We start from the raw sequence: 16,909 nt of genomic DNA, 5'->3' as shown, positions 1-16,909 counted from the left end.
GATCAATGTAATATTTATTGCTCCCTGCACTTAAAAAAAAGCACATGATATATTTGTTGTCAACAATTAAGAGAACTTTTACTTAAACGTAAACAGAATGCTCATAATAGTTTGATCTGATACAACAAACTCTAAATCAATCTAGAATCAAAATGTATAACTCTTGTAAAATAAACGCTTAATTGTTAGTTACTTATTATCTTGAAGTATGAAGAACAATGAATTATTGTTCTAATAGCTCTTCTATGTTCTCTCGTGATTATACAAATGATGATAAGTATGAACACAAAAGGCATGACCGTTTGTAAATAAGGATAATAACAGATGAAAAAGCTAGCTTATGTCGTGACAGCTATCTCACTTTTTACCGTTGATGTAAAAGCCGATACCGTTGGTTTATTTCTTGGCGGTCAGATATGGAAAAACGAAGCTAGTGGTGTTTTCGGAGAACAAAGTAAACTAATTGACTTTAATTTAGAAAAAGAACAGCAAATTAACTATTATGCTGCTGTAGAACACCCCTTTCCTTGGCTACCTAATGCACGAATTTCAACTACAACACTCGATACCTCAGGTAGTTCTACATTAACACAAGATTTCAGTTTCGGTGGTAAAGTTTTTTCAATTAATGACGATGTCACAGCCAACTTTAACGTCAATTATATCGATTACACCCTATATTATGAATTGTTTGATAACGACTTATTTTCAATTGATTTGGGGCTAACAGCTAGAGATTTTGATGGTGATATCACTGTTAAAGGACTAACAACTATTGATGATGGCACGTGCAATGATCCTAATCCTTCTCCAGATAGTCCTTGTACTGGGGAAGGAAACTCTAATACTCTTGTTGGCAAGATAAAAACAAACAAAATTGAACCGATGTTATATGTTGCCACTAATATTAACCTACCATTAACTGGTTTAAGTGCATTTGCTCAAGGTGATTTTTTATTTGTAGATGAGCATTCACTTTCTGACTATCAAGCTGGCTTAAGTTTCAAATTTGTAGATAACAAAGCGGTGGATTTAAATTTTACCTTGGGATATCGAATTATAAAGATGGAATTTGAAGATTTAAGTAATTTATATACTGACCTCGAATTTAAAGGTGCTTTTGCTGGTGTAAGTGCGCATTTCTAATATTTTGTAGTTTTATTTGATAAAACAATTTAAAAATTCTGTTTAAGCAAGTAGTGCAACATTTTATCTCTTGAATCTCTGTATAAATAATTATTTTGCATAGCGTTTTTTCTAATAGATTCCTTAAGTTTTTTGTTCGTATTACCAACTAGCCACCAGGCAAGTTGTAAAATGTAGTGGCGCTCGTTAACATCAAATTGCTCAAAGTACCTGTTTATACCAAAATCTCGGACAGGTAAATCCGATTTATCGCATATGTACTTTATTATCTTCTGATTAAACCGTGGTGATACGATAATTTTGCATATTTGATGAAGCAGTATTAACCGTTCATAATTAATCGGTCCAGAATTAACAAAACCACGAGTAATCACTCCTAATACTCTATTCCAAATTGTATAAACGGACTTAGGTAAAAGCTGAATTACTTTAGGTTCCACACCACCTAGCCGAAGACCACATTGATAACACTCATCGAGTGTTGACGGTGCAAACTGATTGGCTTTTCCTAGCTCAATACGATGAAAATTAACACTAGCTCCGCATGAGCAGCGATCTTCCATCATCACTTGATGAATAGGGCAAAAAGTATAGAGTGACAAGCGCCAAGCGATTCGAAAATAGGGTTCACTATCTTCTAACAAACATAAGGGACAAAACTGCATGCCAAACCCTGTATGTTTTCGATGATGAAGCACAAGAGGATTTATCCAGCGCATTATTCCTGAAGGTTTAAGTGCAGGAAACAATCGATTTATATATAACTTTAGCGTAGTTTTATTGATTTCTTTCAGTGATATAGCTGCTCGATTACTCATGGTTTGCAAAACAAAACTTGGTGCTAGTTTATCAATATCTCTATTCCAGATCTGATTATGTTTACCGAATGATAAATCTGAAAATGTTTGAATTTTTAAACCGTTATGATGAGCTGTTCTTACTATCCATGAAGATAAGCACTCTCCTTGATATGTGTGAGGATGGGCAGGCCATAATTCACCAGTTAACACTTTATATTGCTCGGTCTAATTGACGCTTCCGTTGCGAAGGAGTGATCCAATCAATTTTATCTAATACTGCAGGGGTAATTACTTCTAAATCATTTTTAACAGCATAGACCGCAGCATCATTAAGCAATCGCGATAACTCGCCAATGTAACCTTCACTCATCGAGAAAAGACGCATAGCTAAACTTTTAGCGTGTAAGTTAGAAGGATTCTTTAACGGTAACATACGTTCAAAGCTAACTAATAACCTTAAAAAATCCTGATTGAACTCCCAACGAGGCAATAAAACAGGTTCAAACCGATTAGACAGCTGTGGATCAGACTGCAAGGCTCTAAAAGCGTCCTTAGTACCAACACCGACAATAGAGATTTGCAGCTCGTTTCCTAAATATTTAAGCACATTAAGAAAAGCACGTTGTCGATTTAGATTGCCAGCTAAAATGTGATGAATTTCATCAATAACTAATATTTTAGTGCCTATGTATTTAAGTAATTTTATTACCTGAAATTGCTTTTTATCAACCCGTTCACTCGGTCTGTACGGTGCGAATAATAACTCTAGAATAGCATTATAAAAACGTCCTTCGTCCGGCACTGGTGGTGCTTGAACAAGTAAAACAGGAGCAATAATACCATCCCCTTCAGGATTATCTTCAGCTGGGTATTGCTTCAAGAAGCGTTTAGTCAACATCGTCTTACCATTGTTCGTATCCCCCACTATTAACATATTAGGCATTCGCTCTGTACGAGGGTATGATAATAAATCATCAAGCTTGGTTAGGACGGTTTTAGCTTTAGGATAGCCAATCCAGCGATCTGAGCGGATTTTCTCAATTCTTTCGTCATCATCAAGATCTAATTGTTTAACTGCTAGTTCGTTTAAGTGCTTAGTACTACTCATGACCAATCATCCATTTCTTCAAATGGTTCAATATCCAATTCAGGAATATCCTCAATTGGAGCTTCTTCAACCACAGATTTAGCGGCTATAGGCTTCTCTGCTTGAGCATGTATTTTTCTTCGCTGCTTTGAACGTCTAGCGGCTTTAGTCTTTTGCACTGATTCCTGTTCAATCTCCCTCATTTTTTCATAAGCTTCAAAAATAGCATGCTCATTCAAGCTTTCTTTACCCATAGCTTCTGCCCTAGCAACAGCTTCTCGTAATTCCCAAATACTAATTGCAGGGTGTGAGGTATCTCGATACGGTATTGCGAAGTGAGAATGCAATTCAGGATCATAGAACCAGATTTGACTAATATCCCGGGGATCTCTTCTAAAGATAAACTTACGTTTTCGTTTTGAGTCATTTTGATCTGATGCGTTAATCCATGGCCGAAGTACATCGTGGTAATAGTGAACTTTATCAATCACTACCCCATAATCTTGGATAGAACGTAATTCATACGGCATAAAGTCAAACCTTAAGCGCTCTTCATCCCTAATTTGGGCGGGTAAACCGCAGCCTGGAGTATGCTCATCACCTAATATTCCCTGCTTATATTTTGCAAGCGGTGTCATGTTTATCATCGAATGGATTTTTTGGTGATATACATTTACGACATAATTCGCTAGCCAATGCTCAAATTCAGTTAACGTTAAAGATGCCTTTGATTCAGAGTTATAGTCGCCTTTTTCAAAAATATTAGAAAATGTAGAACCTGGCAAAGCATGAATTTCTTTAGCAAATGTACCCAACACTCGCTCTACATGGGCACCAAAATTAGGCCTAGCAACCGGACGCCACTCAATGTCTATATTGTACTGCTCACATGCTTTTTGAAGCATATTGCCACGAAACTCTTTAGCGTTATCGACATGAATTTTCGCTGGTAGCCCCCATAACGGCCACTCACCATTAATATCGTACTTTGCTAACCACTTCTCTTTAGGCAAGATGGAATGAATTAAACATAAACCAGTAGTCATAGCACTAGGAGGATCAAAAGAAACATAAAAGCCGGTAACCATTCGGCTATAAACATCAAACGCAAGAGTAATCCAAGGCCTACCAATAGGCTTGCGATAGTGGTCATCCACCAAAATAATATCTAATTTAGTGTGGTCAATTTGTACAGCAGATAATGGCCAATCAGCCCCAGGAAACTGCCCTTTAATTGGTCTATAAGTGTTATCAGAAACTTTACGTCCTAATCTACGTGATGCGACTAGCTCTGGTGATAAGGCCTTTATCCTGTTTCGAATAGTATTATCATGAGGTGGTGTTAAACCTTTTTTTCGACAAAGTTTTTTAACTTCATCAATCACCATTCTCTGTGACTTTTTCTGCTTGGTTAAATATTCAGTTGCAATAGCCTGCTTAATGATCTCTTCAATATTTTCATCAAATTTTGTAGAGCCGCGGTCGCGTCTTACTTTTGGCAACAGTGATGACAATAAGCCAGATGATTCGTAGAGTTTTAACCATCCATATAGTGTATTTGTATGTAAATTATTTTCTTTTGCGACCTTTTCAACATCAGCACGGCTACGTTTTGATAAATTAAGCAACGGCCTAATAGCTTTAAGCCTTGATTTCGCTATATTCCAAGACTCTTCCGATATATTTAATAGTTCCTCAATAGTCTTAGTTTCTTCAGGTCGTTCAGCTTCAAGATCTGAAATAAGAACGCTGTGCGAAATACCACTTATTTCATTGACGATCAGTACATGACTTAGATCTAATAGTTCAGCAACTCGGTGATTATCTCCTTTGTACGAAACCTTTTTACCAGGTACGACTTGAACTAATGCGGATGATTCCATAATTAATGCCTCTTCCAAATATTGCTCGACATAGTGATCTTGGAATTGAGATCTATTTGAATTTGTCGGCTTCCAATCAGGTACCACAAGGTTGGAAGTAACCGTGCTTGATTCCACTCATCACAGTAAATAGAGCTCACCAACTCTTTTGGTGTTGTTGTACCAAGCTGAATAATTTTGTCATCTAAAATCATCATATCATCTTCACTCGATGCCCCTTGTCGCACGAACGGGAGTAAAAATTTTACAGACTCTAAATAGGTGGTTTTTATCTCTACTTCTGTTATCAATTTGAATTTCCAGTTATTTTCCTTACAAAAGCGAATAGCTGCTTTAAACTTGGGCTTCAGCTTGCTCCAGTTTTTATTGATATCCTCTCGGTACTTAACCTCGTATAGGGTTGGTTTATGTTTACTTTGCTTGTAATAAACCAAAACATCAGGAGTATATGAGCGAGATTTACCTAAATCATTTTGCCATTCCAATTTAATAGGCTGAACTTCAAACCGTTCTACGTTGTTATCAAACTCAAGTAACATTAGAAAGTCACGTTCCAATGTTGACTCAAACATTGCTTGTCCTTCAGCTTTAGAATGAGCAGCAATGCCAGTAACGTTACTATAGTTTTTAGGTATTTTTCTAATAGGCATAGCAAATAACCAGTACATTTTATTGGTGTAATAAAGTGATGCTTACAATCACCACTTCATTATAGTAGCCAAAAGCAATGTAAATTTAATGGAAGAAAATAAATATAGTACAACAGAACGTTGTAATTCACAGAAGTTAAATAAACACACCGATGTGACGTCAACGGTGGATATCCGCTTTGACGTCACAAGGTAAATCAGAGTTCATTTCGCTATTTAATGACACTATTCCAAAAAACTAAACGCGCAGTAATAAGCCAGTCGATCAGAATAATACAAAGTAACGCTGCGGCCGTCATCGGAAAACACAGCGAAAGTAAACACATTATCAATATAACATTTCTACCTTGTTGTTTAGCAGCTTTAGGGGCGTTTACGCTAAACGATTTTTGACGCTGTCTTTTAAACCACATGACAAGTCCTGACACCATCAACATAAAAATAATCACCACTAACACGATATTTAACAGCCAATTCCATAGCCCAAGGTTTCCTTCGTGAAACGGAATAAATGCAGCCATCGCCTTACCTATTGCCGAATAATCACTAAATGAAATATTCGCTAATACTTGTCCATTACTAGGTTCAAGGTGAACAATATTATCACCTAAAGGGTTAGTAATATCGCCTGCCATGGTTGTTGCTGATATGGTCCACACACTATGATGCCCTTGCGGTAAGTGTACTCTGAACCCCTTAAAACCATGCTCTTGTGCAAACTTAGTTACATCATCAAGGGTTAGTTTATTAAGATCGCCATGTGATTGAGGTAACGCCGTTTGTTCTAATGCCCAAGGCACACGATGTGCTCCTTGATCATTTAACGAACTATGGGTAACTTCACTCGCATTGTAATTGGTGCCTATTACCGAGTTCCAGGGTTGAACGAATTTCCCTCCCCAAATATTTGTCCAGGCTAACCCTGACATTAAAAAGAAGAAAAGTGGAATAGCAATAAACCAACCAATAGTTCTGTGCAATTGTCGCCAATCTGCACGCGATTTAAGCCTTCGTGGGGGTAATAATGTTTGCCAACCTTGCCCCGGCCAAGCTAAATATAAACCAGTAACAATAAGAAGTACTGCAAAACCAGCGGTAATTTCAATGATTAAATCACCCGTGTCACCTAAATATATTGAGCCGTGTAACGTCTTGACCGTGTTGTACCAAGAATCTGATGAGGCTCTATCACCTAATATTTTTCCTGTATACGGATTAACATAAACCAATAAGCTTTCGGGGTTATGACCACCATGCCCCTGAGCATGTGCAGGCTTTAATGAAAATACTGCTGATGCATTTTCAACTTGAGCAGGAATATACAAAGTTACCATATCATGCTGATAATGTTCTTTAACGTTACCCAGTAACACTGAGTCAGCCAGCCTTTTCTCTTGGGCTTCAATCACCAATAAATGTTGGTTTAACGCATCATCAATCGGTTTTGCTATTAACATCCCCAAACCTGAAATGGTTAATAACATTAAAACAGGGATCACCATAAGCCCCGCGTAAAAGTGCCATCGCCAAACCGCTTTATAACGCTTACTACGATTTTCCAAGGCTGCAGTATCTGTGGTCATCCCCTACTCCCTAACAACATAAATTTTGAGTCTTGATTAAAAGCGATATTTTATGCCAGCATATACAGAACGTGGTTCGCCAGCTTGTAAAATCTCTGCTTCTGGTGCAGTGGTATCTTTAACACTAAATACGGATACATATTCTTGATCCGTGATATTTCTAAGCTCAGCAAAAAATTCCCAACGATCCCTTGAAAAGCCAGCTCTAAAACCCAGCAAATGATAACTATCTATGTGATAAGTATTAGTAAAGTCTGCGTATCGTCCATCAACAAAATCGAATGTAGGCCCTGCAAAAAAGCCATTGGCATGCCGATATATGACTTCACCTTTGACGGCATAATCAGGTGCAACCGGTAACTTATTATTATGGTAATTGGCATCATCATCAAAAGAAAAGTCATTTAGTGTCACACTTAAAACGGGTTCGATAACATGTTCACCTGCGTTATCAATAGAAAAGCTGCCGCCAACCATAGCTTCTACACCTGCGTGGATAGTACGCTCCACATTGGTGGATAAACTTGTGCCCGGTGCCATGGGATCATCAATTGACAAAATTTCATCGTTTAACTTGCCATAATAAAACGCTAATTCCCAACGCCATTGATCAAGCTTATTCAACATTATATGACCTCGAGAGCCAAATTCGATAACATCGCCGTTCATGGCTGCTAATGCTTTACTGTCTTGGCTAGCATCATCTTCCAATTCATACGTTGTTGGCGGTTCGTACAATCGGCTCACATTAGCAAACAACTCACTGTCAGCTGATAACTGATAAATAATCCCCACTCGAGGGTTTACCCGTTGATAATCTTCATTCGGGTTATAAAAGGCATTATTAGTAACATTTGTATTTCGTACTTCTCGCGTCGCAGAAACAAACTGTAAGCCATAAATAAGCTTCCAGTCAGCGGCAAATTGCCAGCGATCTAACAAGAAAAGCTCTACGCTATCAGCGTTATTATCAACAACCGTACTAATGTCTTTGCGAATACCTGCCGATTGACGATAATTGCCGCCTTCTACCGTCGTTTTTCCATAGTTAAGCCCTAACAGTAAATCATGATTATTAAACGTAGTTTGATATCGAACTGAGGTTCCCAAGGTATGCTGGTCTGTGTCTATCAATAAGCTAAAATATGGGTTTTCAACAATCGGGTGATACAACGCCTGCTCTTCATAAGAAATACCTACTGATAACCTGCTATCTTTACTTAACTGCCAGTCAGTAATATTTGCCAGTCGCCAGGTTTCAACGTCATGTTGGTAGTGTCCTGCTATTGATGACGGGTTTCCTTGGTACGGATCATCGTTAAATTGATGTTGGGATAACGCACCTGGTAATTCTTGGTCATTGTGAATATAAGTCGCGTAAAAACGGGTTTTTACTTTATCATCAAATACCCAACCAGCATTGGCATAAAGCCCTTCTCTACGTTGCTGTTGATGCTCTCTAAAGCCATCGGACATTTTCTTTTCAACGGTGATTAGCCCATCAAATTGATCAACGACAGTGCTAGCGGTGAACCGCCCTTGAAAATGCCCATGACTTCCAAGGTTTAAGTAGATCTCAGGTGATTGAATATCATGCGCAGTAGGAGTGATAAAATCAATAGCTCCGCCTAAGGTACTCGCCCCGTAAGCTAATGCGTTAGCACCTCGAGCAACAACAGCGTAGCGAGCGCTTAGTGGATCAACTGCACGATTATGATTATTACCATCAGCAGCGGTAACAGGCAAACCATCTTGCAACAATTTAATACCATTGCCATCATAACTTGTAGCATCAAGGTTTGAACCTCGACTGGAAAAAAACGTAGAATCTCCTGTTGAGCCACTGGCTACCCACATACCTGGCACATAACGAAGCATATCTGCTAAATTTGCAACATTACGTTGATATAAATCATCTCCGTTTACAAGGCTGACACCACCAGGAATTAATGCGGCTTCAGATTCAATCAGTAATTTTTTTTGCTGTCCTTGAACTTCTATACGCTCAAGGTCTTTTAAGGAAATTTTATCTGTAGAACGTTCAGTGCTGTTTACCTGAAAAGTGCAACTAATGAGCAATCCTATGCCCATTACCATTGATGACTGCTTCACTGTTTGCATTTAAGTATCCTTCATACCGCATGATATTATCTTATCTATTACTGAAGGAACTTTATCCGATAATGTTAGGTTTAGGAATGTGGCAAAATGTCGCAGTTTGACAAATAAATCGAGTATTAACAGCCGACTAAATTCGATTCAGTTATCGCTTTACCCCAATATTAAACAGGCAAAAAAGCATTATTATGAATAGCTGTTACTAGGTTGATATCGCATTAGAATTTTTATGAGGTTTCATCAAGCAAGCTAACCCACCTGCCATCAAACAAGTAATCGCTGCCAACTCAAATGATAACATTGAACCTTCACCATCTAACCAAAAGATACCCGATAAAAATGCCCCTAATGCTCCCCCGATCCCATAAACGCCAGCAATATAAATCGCTTGAGCTCGATTCTGCTCTTGAATTGAGAAGTGTTGCTGTAAATATTGAATGGAAGCAGTGTGATATAGCCCAAAACTAGCAGCATGTAACAGTTGAACAAAAAACAAAATTATCGCGCTATCAGCCCAGTGACCTGTGGCATACCATCGAAGAGCAGTTAAAAAAATACTGACTGCTAACAACACCTTAGGGCCAAACAAATAATACAATCGCCCTGCGATTATAAAAATACCAATTTCAGCAACAGCACCCAAGCCAATATAAGCACCAATTGCCATACTAGGGTATGATAAATCACGAAGATAAAGCGCGAAGAAGCTATAATAAGGGCCGAAACTAATTTGTAATAATAAGCCTGCAACAAAAAATAAAATAAAATTACGTTCAATTAATTTAGGGAAAATTGATACGCGCTGAGCATTAGGTTTTATATTGATCTTTGGCTGCTTAAGTAATAGGCTCGAGATAAACAACGCTAATAAAATACTCCAGCCTAAAGTAACGAATACATCCGGATGACTCTCCACCAACAACTCGCCAGCAATAATCACCGAAATAATAAACCCTATACTGCCCCATAAACGTATACGTGAATAGATATTGGCGTTACGTCTAACGCTCACTAAAGTCATCACTTCAAGCTGTGGCTGAATAGCGGTCCAAAATAAACTAAAAATTCCTAAGACAAAAGCGATAGGCCAATAACCCTCAACCCAAAATAATAGCGAAAATAATGCCAGAGATAAGCCAGCTCCTAATTGAATAATGAACCTAAGCTTACCCGATTTATCTGCGGCATTTGCCCATAGTGTTGGACCAATAATTTTCGTGGCGGTAAAAATCGCAATCAGCTCGCCAATATCACCAGAATTGAAGCCTTTACCATCAAGAAATACGCCTAAATAAGGCACGACTAACCCTACAATGGCAAAATATGCAAAGTAACTAAATGAAAAAGTAAGAAAGCGTGGTGAAAGTGACATTGCTGTTACTACACCACGAATATGCGGTTATCGTTCACCTGAAATTTTAGGTGTTGTGCAGATAGCATCTGCGTTTTGGCCACGATGACGTAAGAAATGATCCATTAATGTTAATGCCAACATAGCCTCTGCGATAGGTACAGCACGAATGCCTACACAAGGATCATGTCGCCCTTTAGTAATTATCTCTGCAGCATTGCCTTCAACATCGATGGTATTGCCACTAACACCAATACTTGATGTTGGCTTTAACGCTAAATGTGCCACAACGGGTTGCCCAGAAGAAATCCCACCTAACACACCGCCAGCATGATTCGTTGCAAAGCCTTCTGGCGTTAATTCATCTCGGTGTTCCGAGCCTTTTTGATTAACAACAGCAAAGCCATCGCCCACTTCCACGCCTTTCACGGCATTAATTCCCATCATTGCATGCGCAATATCAGCGTCTAAGCGATCAAAAATGGGTTCACCAAGACCAACTGGTACATTCTTCGCAACAACCGTCACTTTGGCACCTATTGAGTCTTTTTGTTTAATAATCGATCGGAGTAACTCGTCAAGCTGTGTCAGCTTGCTTTCATCAGGAAAGAAAAAAGGATTATCTTCAACAGTATTCCAATTATATTGCTCAGCGACGACATCACCAATTTGTGTCACGCAGCCGTTAATTTCAATACCAAACTTTTGCTTTAAGTACTTCTTAGCAATTGCACCTGCGGCAACACGCATTGCTGTTTCACGTGCTGAAGAACGACCACCGCCTCGGTAATCTCGCAAACCATACTTTTGTGAATACGTATAATCAGCATGACCAGGTCGAAACGATTGAGCTATATTACCGTAGTCTTTAGAGCGCTGATCAGTATTTTCAATCATTAAGCCTATAGGTGTTCCTGTGGTTTTACCTTCAAAAACACCAGACATTATTTTTACTTCATCAGCTTCACGTCTTGCTGTTGTATATCGAGATGTACCAGGTCGACGACGATCTAAATCGATCTGCAAATCTTCTTCAGATATTTCAAGCCCTGGAGGGCAGCCATCAATAATGGCGCCCAAACCTAAACCATGGCTTTCACCATAGGTGGTAACTGTAAATAATTTACCAAACGTATTTCCAGACATACTTAACGTTTCACTCGCTGATTAAAAATTTCTTGGTGTTGTTGTAATTGTGCTTTGCTTAAACAAAACACGCCGTGCCCGCCCCTTTCAAAGGTGAGCCATTGAAAACCAACCTCTGGGTAAACAGCTTCTAAGTGCACTTGTGAATTACCCACTTCACAAATTAATAATCCGTCTTCAGTTAAATGTTGCGCCGCTTGAGCAAGTATTACTCGGGTAATGTCTAAACCATCTGGCCCACTTCCTAAACCCATTTCAGGCTCGTGTGTGAACTCAGCAGGAAGACTATCAACATCTTGTTGGTCAACATAAGGTGGGTTGGTAACAATTAAATCATATTTAAGCGCTTCAACAGAAGTAAAAATATCAGATTGAATTGGAATAACTTGTTCAGTTAACCCATGATTTTCAATATTGATTTGCGCAACATTCAGCGCATCAACCGATAAATCTAAAGCATCAACTTCTGCCTCTGGAAAGTAATGAGCACATGCTATTGCAATACAACCACTGCCAGTACACAAATCAAGAATGCGGTGCACTGCTTTTTCTTTAGCGATTAAAGGGAAGAAACGCTTTTCAATCCACTCTGCAATCGGCGAACGTGGCACTAATGTTCGTTCATCAACATAAAACGGTAAGCCGGCAAAATAGGCTTGATTGGTAATGTAAGCCGCTGGTACTTGTTGCTCTATTCGCTGCTCAATCAACGCCAAACAAGCCAGTTTTTCATCCTGAGTTAAGCGACATTGCATAATATGCTCAGTTAAATGCGAGGGTAACTCGACAGCAAACATCATAAGGGTGATCGCTTCATCCCATGCGTTATCGTTGCCATGGCCAAAAAATAAGTCTGCACGATTAAACTCACTGGCTGCAAACCGCACAAAGTCACCCAAGGTGAACAACTGCTTTGCTAATTCTTGATGTTGTTGAGTCACTCAACTCCCCTGTTAATTTCCGAATACTATAAGGTTTTACTTGTTATTCACAGCCGATATTTTTAGACTTCACCTATGAAATTTAAAGATGCTCTTTCGCCACAAGAAAAACAATTATTTAAAGACGCTATAGGTAAGGTAAAACCTATGGTGCACGACAAGATACACCCACAAAAAAAATCCATCAAGCCCCAGAGCACTATTCTTAAAGAAAAAGTAGAAAAACAGCTTGCTAGCTTTCATTTCTCAGACGAATTTGAACCAAATTTGACCACACAAGGACCAATGAAGTATGTACGTGATGGTGACAGTGCCTACGAAGCGAAAAACCTAAGGCGAGGCGTTTACCGCCCAGAGCTTATTTTAGATTTGCACGGTTTAGCTCAACATCAGGCGAAACAAGAAATTGCCGCACTTTTGTATGCCAGCCAAAAAGAACATGTTCAATGTGTTTGTATTGTACACGGCGTAGGAGCAAAAATATTGAAAAATAAAGTACCGCATTGGCTTGTACAACATCCAGATGTCATTGCTTTTCATCAGGCCCCCCTTGAATTTGGCGGTGATGGGGCCTTATTAGTGTTACTCGATATTCACGATAAACTGATGCTCAAAGAAGATTAACCGTATTTACTTTAAAGAAATAAATTAAGCATTAACAAAGATCATAAGGGGCAACATGTCGAGTTAAATCCCCCTTCATTTTTTGCTTATCATAATTAATTTCGGCGATTGCGGCAGTGGCAAATAAAGGCGCAATTGTATCAAAGGTTAACTCATCAACTAAATAGCTTACCAGCGGCATGTGAGAAATAATCAATACATTTTCCAGCTTATCGGCCTGACAGACACCATCAATATAATCATGCACTTCTCTAGCGTCGCCAGAAGGAGTAATAATATCAATTGTTGCTATGGGGGCGGAATGGCTAACAGCTGACATTAAAGTACTGGCCGTTTGCTGCGCTCGCTCAAAGGGACTCACAAAAACTTGGTCGAAAACAATATTGTTATCATTAAGCCATTTGGCCATTAATTTGGCTTCTAAGTGCCCTTGTTCTGTTAATGCCCTTTCGGCATCACTTGCTGCACGTGCACTTGCTTGACCATGGCGCATAACATATAGCTGCATAACTTCTACCAAGCCGTTAAAAATATAAGAGAAATAATAAATTGGCGCTATAGTAAAGGAATACGAGACATTGTTATAACATCAGTTAAGAATAAAATGGACTCAACTTATTCCATAGGGTAATTTAGAAGAAAATAGTCATGATGTTGTACGTTTAAACGAAGCACTTTTTGGTAAGCTCGGAGCAGGTTTTGAAACAAAGTCCAAATGATCATAAGACATACTCAGCTATCACTTTAGAAAATGGTCTGCGAGTGTTACTTGTTCATCACAAGGAATCTAAGAAATCCGCTGCTGCCCTTGCTGTAAACGTAGGGCATTTTAGTGATCCTGACGATCGTCAAGGTATGGCGCATTTTCTTGAACATATGCTATTTCTTGGCACAGAAAAATACCCTGACGGTAGTGAATATCAAAAATTTATTAGTCAATATGGTGGCTCTAATAATGCTTGGACCGCTACAGAACATACCTGTTTCTTTTTTGACATTCACCACACACATTTTGAACAAGCCTTAGATAGGTTTAGTCAGTTTTTTATAGCACCACTACTGTCAGAAGAGTTCGTCAATAAAGAACGTAAAAACATTGACGCAGAATTTAAGCTAAAACTAAAAGATGATATTCGTCGTCTTTATGACGTACATAAAGCAACGATTAACCCTGAACACCCTTTTTCAAAATTTTCAGTGGGCAATACTGAAACGCTTTCTGACAAAGAAAATCGCTCATTACGTGATGAAGTTGACGAATTCTTCCAGCAATATTACAACGCAAAAGCGATGACATTAGTATTAGAAGGCCCACAAACGATAGATGAGCTACAGGCATTCGCGACACAGTATTTTACTGGTATTTCAGCGAATACATTACCGCCTAGCTTACCCAATGTTTGCTTATATTTACCTACTCATCAAAGCATCAAAATTCAAGTTCAACCGGTTAAAAACGAACGACAATTGATCATTAGTTTTGCACTGCCGAGTATCGATCAATACTATCGTCATAAGCCTGAATCATTGTTAGCTTATTTATTAGGCCATGAAGGCGAAAATAGCATTTTGTCTTATTTAAAAAACAAACATTGGGCAATTGGACTCACTGCTGGCTCAGGAATTAATGGCTATAACTTTAAAGATTTTAATATCAGTATTCGGTTAACCGATATAGGTACCCAGCATATTAATGATATTATCGATGCAGTATTTTTCTATATTTCCTTAATCAAAAAAGCACCCTTAGCTGACTTTTACTACCAAGAGAAAAAAGCAATCGCAGAGCTTTCTTTCCATTATCACGAAAAAACCAAACCTATTGACTCTGTCAGCCAGTTAGTCATCAATATGCAACATTACCCAGAAGAAGACTATATCTATGGCGATTACATGATGGAGGGTATGGATAACAAAAGTATCGAACATTTACTTGAAAAGCTTTCGCCTAATAACATGCGTGTTATTGTTATTGACCCGCAAGTGCAAGGCAATCAGGTAACTAATTGGTATCAGGTACCTTATAATGTTGAGCCTATAGCACAAAGTGAGCTTGACCAATGGCAACATGTTACTAAGGAACTTCCATTAGCGTTACCTTCTGTTAATAATTATATTGTCGGCAACCCGATTGTGTACGAAAACCAACAAGACAAGTTCTCACAACCCCAGCGAATTTCTCAGCAAGATGGCTTAACACTTTGGTACAAACAAGACCAAACATTTAAAGTTCCAAAAGGCTATATCTATATTGGTATTGACGCACCAGCAACGTTAGAAAATGCACAAACCATTGCAATGACTCGATTATATGTTGAGCTCTATACCGAGTCTGTTATCGAACAGCACTATGATGCAGAGCTAGCAGGCATACAATACCACTTATATGCTCACCAAGGTGGATTGACCTTACAGTTGTCAGGTTTAAGTGAGAAACAAGAAATGTTACTCGCGCAATTATTAAATGAATTACAAAGCTTTCAATATCAAGAGAACAAATTTAATTTAATCAAAAAACAATTGATTAATCACTGGAATAACGCCGAAAACAGTAAATCTATCTCGCAATTATTTTCAGCGCTTAGCGCAACAATGCAACCGAAAAACCCCGATGCTAAATCATTAACTGCGGCTTTAGAACAAACAACTTTTGCTCATTTTACACAATTTTGCCAATCTATCTTTACACGTGTAAATATTGAAGTGTTAATTCACGGCAACTGGCAACGTGAACATGCTACATCAATTGAAAAAATCATCTTACAAGCGTTTAAAAATCAATTATCGAATGATGCTAAACAAGAGGTTCCAGTATTAGATCTACAACAGCAAGGTTCTCTCTATTATCCGTTAGCGTTACCAGAACACGATCATGCCGCTGTTATTTATTATCCTATGGTAGACCGAGCAACGACTACCGTTGCATTGACCATGATTATTAGCCAAATACTGTCACCGCAGTTCTTTCACCAAATGCGCACTGAGAAACAATATGGCTATTTAGTTGGTGTTGGCTATGTACCAATCAATCGTTACCCTGGTATCGCATTTTACATACAATCACCAAATCATCATGCTGATAGCTTGCTCTCAGCAATGGATGACTTTATCAACAACAGCGGCGAACTCATTGAACAAATGAGTGACGATGATTGGCATCATCTACAGAAAGGTCTAGCTAGTCAGTTACAAGAAAAAGACACTAGTTTACGCATTAAAAGCCAACGGTTTTGGAATGCAATATGTAATCAAGAATTTGATTTCAACCAAAAACAAACCTTAATTGACACCCTATTGCGTATTAATAAAGACGATATCAAACAATTTTTACACGATAATATTGTCGCATCAAAACAAGCTACAGATCGCTTATGTTTAGCCTCTTTAGCGCAAGTATCTACCGAACAACTAACAGATTTGGAAAATAAATTAACAAAATTATCAATAAAACATTAAACCTGCCGATACAACTGTTTGTGCAAATGAATAAAATAAAGACATGCTGGGTAATAATTTCGTCAAAAAGTTGACTTAACCATTATTCTGCTTTGTAATGGACTAAATAATAATAATACGTAAC

General features: G+C 38.4%; 13 protein-coding genes. 3 read left to right on the top strand and 10 right to left on the bottom strand.

The annotated features are described in order from the left end of the window. The first annotated feature begins 324 nt into the window (after nt 1-324). Nucleotides 325-1,146 (top strand): TIGR04219 family outer membrane beta-barrel protein, encoded by an 822-nt coding sequence (locus Q4489_RS06005; RefSeq protein ID WP_303478113.1) that lies wholly within the window; start codon nt 325-327, stop codon nt 1,144-1,146. Nucleotides 1,147-1,175: 29 nt separating this feature from the next. Here Q4489_RS06005 and Q4489_RS06000 read toward each other — a convergent pair whose 3' ends face one another. From Q4489_RS06000 to prmB, 9 genes are all read right to left on the bottom strand, one after another. Beyond that, nucleotides 1,176-2,156: a TniQ family protein gene (locus Q4489_RS06000; protein WP_303478112.1), complete on the bottom strand. Its 981-nt coding sequence runs from the start codon at nt 2,154-2,156 to the stop codon at nt 1,176-1,178. Between the two features lies 1 nt (nt 2,157). After that, a complete protein-coding gene (locus Q4489_RS05995) occupies nt 2,158-3,054 on the bottom strand; it encodes a TniB family NTP-binding protein (RefSeq protein ID WP_303478110.1) in 897 nt (298 codons plus the stop codon). Further along, nucleotides 3,051-4,916, bottom strand: a complete 1,866-nt coding sequence (locus Q4489_RS05990) for a Mu transposase C-terminal domain-containing protein (protein WP_303478108.1) — start codon at nt 4,914-4,916, stop codon at nt 3,051-3,053. The genes Q4489_RS05995 and Q4489_RS05990 overlap by 4 nt, the downstream gene beginning before the upstream one ends. 2 nt (nt 4,917-4,918) lie before the next feature. Further along, nucleotides 4,919-5,566, bottom strand: coding sequence for a TnsA endonuclease N-terminal domain-containing protein (locus tag Q4489_RS05985; protein ID WP_303478106.1), 648 nt, complete (start codon nt 5,564-5,566; stop codon nt 4,919-4,921). Nucleotides 5,567-5,778: 212 nt separating this feature from the next. Beyond that, on the bottom strand, nt 5,779-7,149 hold the full coding sequence (locus Q4489_RS05980) for a PepSY domain-containing protein (protein WP_303478104.1): 1,371 nt from the start codon (nt 7,147-7,149) through the stop codon (nt 5,779-5,781). 36 nt (nt 7,150-7,185) lie between these two features. Continuing rightward, a complete protein-coding gene (locus Q4489_RS05975) occupies nt 7,186-9,270 on the bottom strand; it encodes a TonB-dependent receptor (protein ID WP_303478102.1) in 2,085 nt (694 codons plus the stop codon). Nucleotides 9,271-9,469: 199 nt separating this feature from the next. Next, a complete protein-coding gene (locus tag Q4489_RS05970) occupies nt 9,470-10,639 on the bottom strand; it encodes an MFS transporter (protein WP_303478101.1) in 1,170 nt (389 codons plus the stop codon). 27 nt (nt 10,640-10,666) lie between these two features. Further along, nucleotides 10,667-11,764 (bottom strand): chorismate synthase, encoded by a 1,098-nt coding sequence (gene aroC, locus Q4489_RS05965; protein WP_303478100.1) that lies wholly within the window; start codon nt 11,762-11,764, stop codon nt 10,667-10,669. 2 nt (nt 11,765-11,766) lie between these two features. Next, the gene (gene prmB / locus Q4489_RS05960; RefSeq protein WP_303478098.1) at nt 11,767-12,705 is read right to left on the bottom strand and encodes a 50S ribosomal protein L3 N(5)-glutamine methyltransferase; all 939 of its coding nucleotides are present in this window, start codon (nt 12,703-12,705) and stop codon (nt 11,767-11,769) included. A gap of 75 nt (nt 12,706-12,780) precedes the next feature. On the opposite strand from prmB, the gene smrB reads away from it, so the two are divergent. Next, nucleotides 12,781-13,329 (top strand): endonuclease SmrB, encoded by a 549-nt coding sequence (smrB, locus tag Q4489_RS05955; protein WP_303478096.1) that lies wholly within the window; start codon nt 12,781-12,783, stop codon nt 13,327-13,329. Nucleotides 13,330-13,360: 31 nt separating this feature from the next. On the opposite strand, the gene sixA is transcribed toward smrB, so the two are convergent. Next, the gene (gene sixA / locus Q4489_RS05950) at nt 13,361-13,837 is read right to left on the bottom strand and encodes a phosphohistidine phosphatase SixA (protein WP_303478095.1); all 477 of its coding nucleotides are present in this window, start codon (nt 13,835-13,837) and stop codon (nt 13,361-13,363) included. A 191-nt stretch (nt 13,838-14,028) separates the two neighbouring features. On the opposite strand from sixA, the gene Q4489_RS05945 reads away from it, so the two are divergent. Then, on the top strand, nt 14,029-16,785 hold the full coding sequence (locus Q4489_RS05945; protein WP_303478093.1) for an insulinase family protein: 2,757 nt from the start codon (nt 14,029-14,031) through the stop codon (nt 16,783-16,785). Nucleotides 16,786-16,909: the final 124 nt, after the last annotated feature.

The sequence above is a fragment of the Thalassotalea sp. 1_MG-2023 genome, from assembly GCF_030546745.1.
Classification (GTDB): Bacteria; Pseudomonadota; Gammaproteobacteria; order Enterobacterales; family Alteromonadaceae; genus Thalassotalea_C.
This window is presented reverse-complemented; position numbering and strand designations above follow the sequence as displayed.

Excerpts from the sequence above, each read along its gene's own strand:
- Q4489_RS05975 (WP_303478102.1), bottom strand. The coding sequence starts at position 9,270 with ATGCAAACAGTGAAGCAGTCATCAATGGTAATGGGCATAGGATTGCTC.
- Q4489_RS05990 (WP_303478108.1), bottom strand. The coding sequence starts at position 4,916 with ATGGAATCATCCGCATTAGTTCAAGTCGTACCTGGTAAAAAGGTTTCG.
- Q4489_RS05985 (WP_303478106.1), bottom strand. The coding sequence starts at position 5,566 with ATGCCTATTAGAAAAATACCTAAAAACTATAGTAACGTTACTGGCATT.
- Q4489_RS06005 (WP_303478113.1), top strand. The coding sequence starts at position 325 with ATGAAAAAGCTAGCTTATGTCGTGACAGCTATCTCACTTTTTACCGTT.
- sixA (WP_303478095.1), bottom strand. The coding sequence starts at position 13,837 with ATGCAGCTATATGTTATGCGCCATGGTCAAGCAAGTGCACGTGCAGCA.
- Q4489_RS05970 (WP_303478101.1), bottom strand. The coding sequence starts at position 10,639 with ATGTCACTTTCACCACGCTTTCTTACTTTTTCATTTAGTTACTTTGCA.
- Q4489_RS05995 (WP_303478110.1), bottom strand. The coding sequence starts at position 3,054 with ATGAGTAGTACTAAGCACTTAAACGAACTAGCAGTTAAACAATTAGAT.
- smrB (WP_303478096.1), top strand. The coding sequence starts at position 12,781 with ATGAAATTTAAAGATGCTCTTTCGCCACAAGAAAAACAATTATTTAAA.
- aroC (WP_303478100.1), bottom strand. The coding sequence starts at position 11,764 with ATGTCTGGAAATACGTTTGGTAAATTATTTACAGTTACCACCTATGGT.
- Q4489_RS05980 (WP_303478104.1), bottom strand. The coding sequence starts at position 7,149 with ATGACCACAGATACTGCAGCCTTGGAAAATCGTAGTAAGCGTTATAAA.